The 2,709-nt window shown below is 61.5% G+C and carries 3 protein-coding genes; all 3 read left to right on the top strand.

Annotated features, from left to right (window positions below):
- Positions 1 to 90 precede the first annotated feature (90 nt).
- The 3 genes from tnpA (at position 91) to tnpC (ending at position 2,612) form a co-directional block, all read left to right on the top strand.
- On the top strand, positions 91 to 546 hold the full coding sequence (gene tnpA, locus AC0L2Z_RS35130) for an IS66-like element accessory protein TnpA (protein WP_473630609.1): 456 nt from the start codon (positions 91 to 93) through the stop codon (positions 544 to 546).
- Entirely contained in the window at positions 543 to 896 is a 354-nt protein-coding gene (tnpB, locus tag AC0L2Z_RS35125) for an IS66 family insertion sequence element accessory protein TnpB (protein ID WP_473630608.1), read from the top strand. The genes tnpA and tnpB overlap by 4 nt, the downstream gene beginning before the upstream one ends.
- Positions 897 to 959: 63 nt before the next feature.
- Entirely contained in the window at positions 960 to 2,612 is a 1,653-nt protein-coding gene (tnpC, locus tag AC0L2Z_RS35120) for an IS66 family transposase (RefSeq protein WP_473630607.1), read from the top strand.
- Positions 2,613 to 2,709 lie beyond the last annotated feature (97 nt).

Below are 2,709 nucleotides of genomic sequence, written 5' to 3'. Positions count from 1 at the left end.
GTATGCGCCGCCTACATCCCATTGATTTCGCGTGTTTCTGAACATTGAGGTTTCTGCCAGAAGATTTTCGGCAAGAGCTGGAGATTTGGCATGGCGGATGGTGAGGGATTTGTTGGGCGATGCGAAGTTGTCGAGCCTCGTCGTGGAAACCGGCGATGGCCGAATGATCTGAAGGCGCGGATTGTAGCGGAGAGCCTTCAGCCCGGTGCGCGGGTTGTTGATGTTGCGCGTCTTTATGATCTCGCTGCGCATCAGCTTTCGGACTGGCGACGGCAGGCGCGTCAAGGTCTTCTGACGCTGCCTGCTGAACTGATGACGGCCGTGCCGCCCTTTGAGAACGGGCCTGTCGAACCCGCCTTTGTGCCACTTGCGATCACGGCGGAGCCGAAGACGGCTACCGATGCTTTGCCGGTTCTGGAGCCGGTTGAGATCATTTCCGGGATCGTGACGGTAGAAATAGGCGCAGACCTGGTGGTTAGGGTTCCCGGCGATGTACCGGTTGATCGGGTCGCGGCCTTGGTGCGCGCGATGCGCGGGACGGCATGATCGTCGCGGGCCAACGATTACCGATCCTGATCGCGACGCGGCCGGTGGACTTCCGCTGTGGCCATCAGGCGCTGGCATTGATGGTGCAGACCGAGTTGAAGCTTGATCCGCACTCCGGGGTCACCGTGATCTTCCGGTCGAAGCGCGGGGATCGTCTAAAAATCCTGGTATGGGATGGCACCGGAATGGTGCTGACCTACAAAATCCTGGAACAGGGCAGCTTTGCCTGGCCCAAAGTGCAGGATGGAACGATGCGGCTGTCGCGGGGGCAGTTCGAAGCCTTGTTCGAAGGTCTTGACTGGCGACGCGTGGTGGCGCAGCGGGTAGCGCCGCCGACTGCGGCAGGGTGACTCACCTGTTCGGTTTTGGCGTTGTTTTATTGGGCTTTTTGCTTCGATTTGCTATGAAGGCGCATGTCTGCGCCCATTGATCTCAGCCGGTTCCCGGACCTGCCTTCAGAGGTGGTGAACGCCTTTGCGGCCGTACAGTTCGAGCTGTCGGTCGAGCGTGCGGCCCGTCAGCATGAGCAGGCGGTGGTGGCTGAAAAGGACGCCTTCATCACCGAGTTGAAGGAACTGATCGAGAAGCTGGAGAGCCAGGTTCAGGACTACCGCCGCACGAAGTTCGGGCCGAAGTCGGAAAAGCTCGATCCGACGCAGATGGAACTGGCGCTGGAGGACCTGGAGACGGCAATTGCCGAAACACAGGCCCAGATCGCCTTCGTCGAGGAAAAGATCGCGGCCAGCACAGCCAATTGCGAAAAGACTGCTTCACGCAGGCAACGCAAGGCGCGCGCGCTGCCCAAGAGCCTGCCGCGCGTCGAACAGGTGATCGAGCCTGATAGCATTGCCTGCCCCTGTGGTTGCGGGAACATGGTCCGGATTGGCGAAGACCGGACGGAGCGGCTCGATCATATCCCGGCGCGCTATCAGGTGATCGTCACGATCCGCCCGAAATACGCTTGCCCCAAGGGGCGCACGGGCGTGGTTCAGGCCAGGGCGCCGGCGCATTTGCTGGAAGGTAGCTGGCCGACCGAAGCCCTATTGGCGCAGATCGCCGTGTCCAAGCATTCCGAACACATGCCGCTGAACCGGCAGGCCGCGGTCATGGCCCGACACGGAGTGCCGATCGACCGCACCGTCCTGGCCGACTGGCTGGGCCGGACGGGCGCTGTGATCGCGCCGGTGGTAGACCACATGGCCATGGTCCTGAAACAGGGTAGCTCACGACTATATGTCGACGAGACCACGGCTCCGGTGTTGGATCCCGGGCGCGGCAAGACGAAAACTGGCTATCTCTGGGCTATTCTGCGCGACGACCGCGGCTGGAGCGGATCTGCGCCGCCGGGCGTGGCGTTTCATTATCGGCCTGGGCGTAAAGGCGAATATGCCGCAGAAATCCTCGACGGCTTCAACGGCACGATCCAGGTAGATGCCTATGGCGGCTACTCCCACCTCGCCACGCCAAAACGCATGGGCGGCGATCCGTTGAGGGTGGCCTTCTGCTGGGCACATGGCCGCAGAAAACTGATCAAGTCCCAGCCGAAGAAGGGTTCGCCCATCATCGACGAGGCGTTGTTGCGCATCGCCGCCCTCTACAAGATCGAGGACAGTATCCGAGGTTGTGATCCCGATCATCGCCGGTCTGTCCGCCAGAACCTGTCCCGCCCGCTGGTGGACGAGTTCTTCACCTGGCTGACAGCTCAGGCCGCACGCGTCTCGCGCAAGTCCGACCTCGGCGAGGCCATGGCCTATATGCTGAAACGCCAGGCCGGCTTCCGGCTGTTCCTGGACGACGGCCGCGTCGACATCGACTCCAACCTCGTCGAAAACGCGATCAGAAGTCCAGCCATGAACCGCCGCAATGCACTCTTTGCCGGCCATGATGAAGGCGGCCGTAATTGGGCCCGTTTCGCCAGCCTGATCGGCACATGCAAGATGAACCGCGTTGAGCCATACGCCTACCTGCGCGATCTCTTCATCAGCCTCGCCAATGGCCACCTCGCCAAAGACATCGACGCCCTCATGCCCTGGGCCTATGCGCAACGGATCAGCGCCTCACAATGAGCACGTCCGGGACTCCCCGGCGTGCTCATAGGACCATCTGCAAGCGCTAGACCTGACCGTTGCAACCAAAAATCAATGGGGCGGAGACGCCGCATAC

Source organism: Mesorhizobium sp. WSM4850, assembly GCF_055811735.1.
The sequence above is the reverse complement of the archived record's forward strand: the minus strand, read 5'-3'. Positions and strand labels throughout refer to the sequence as shown.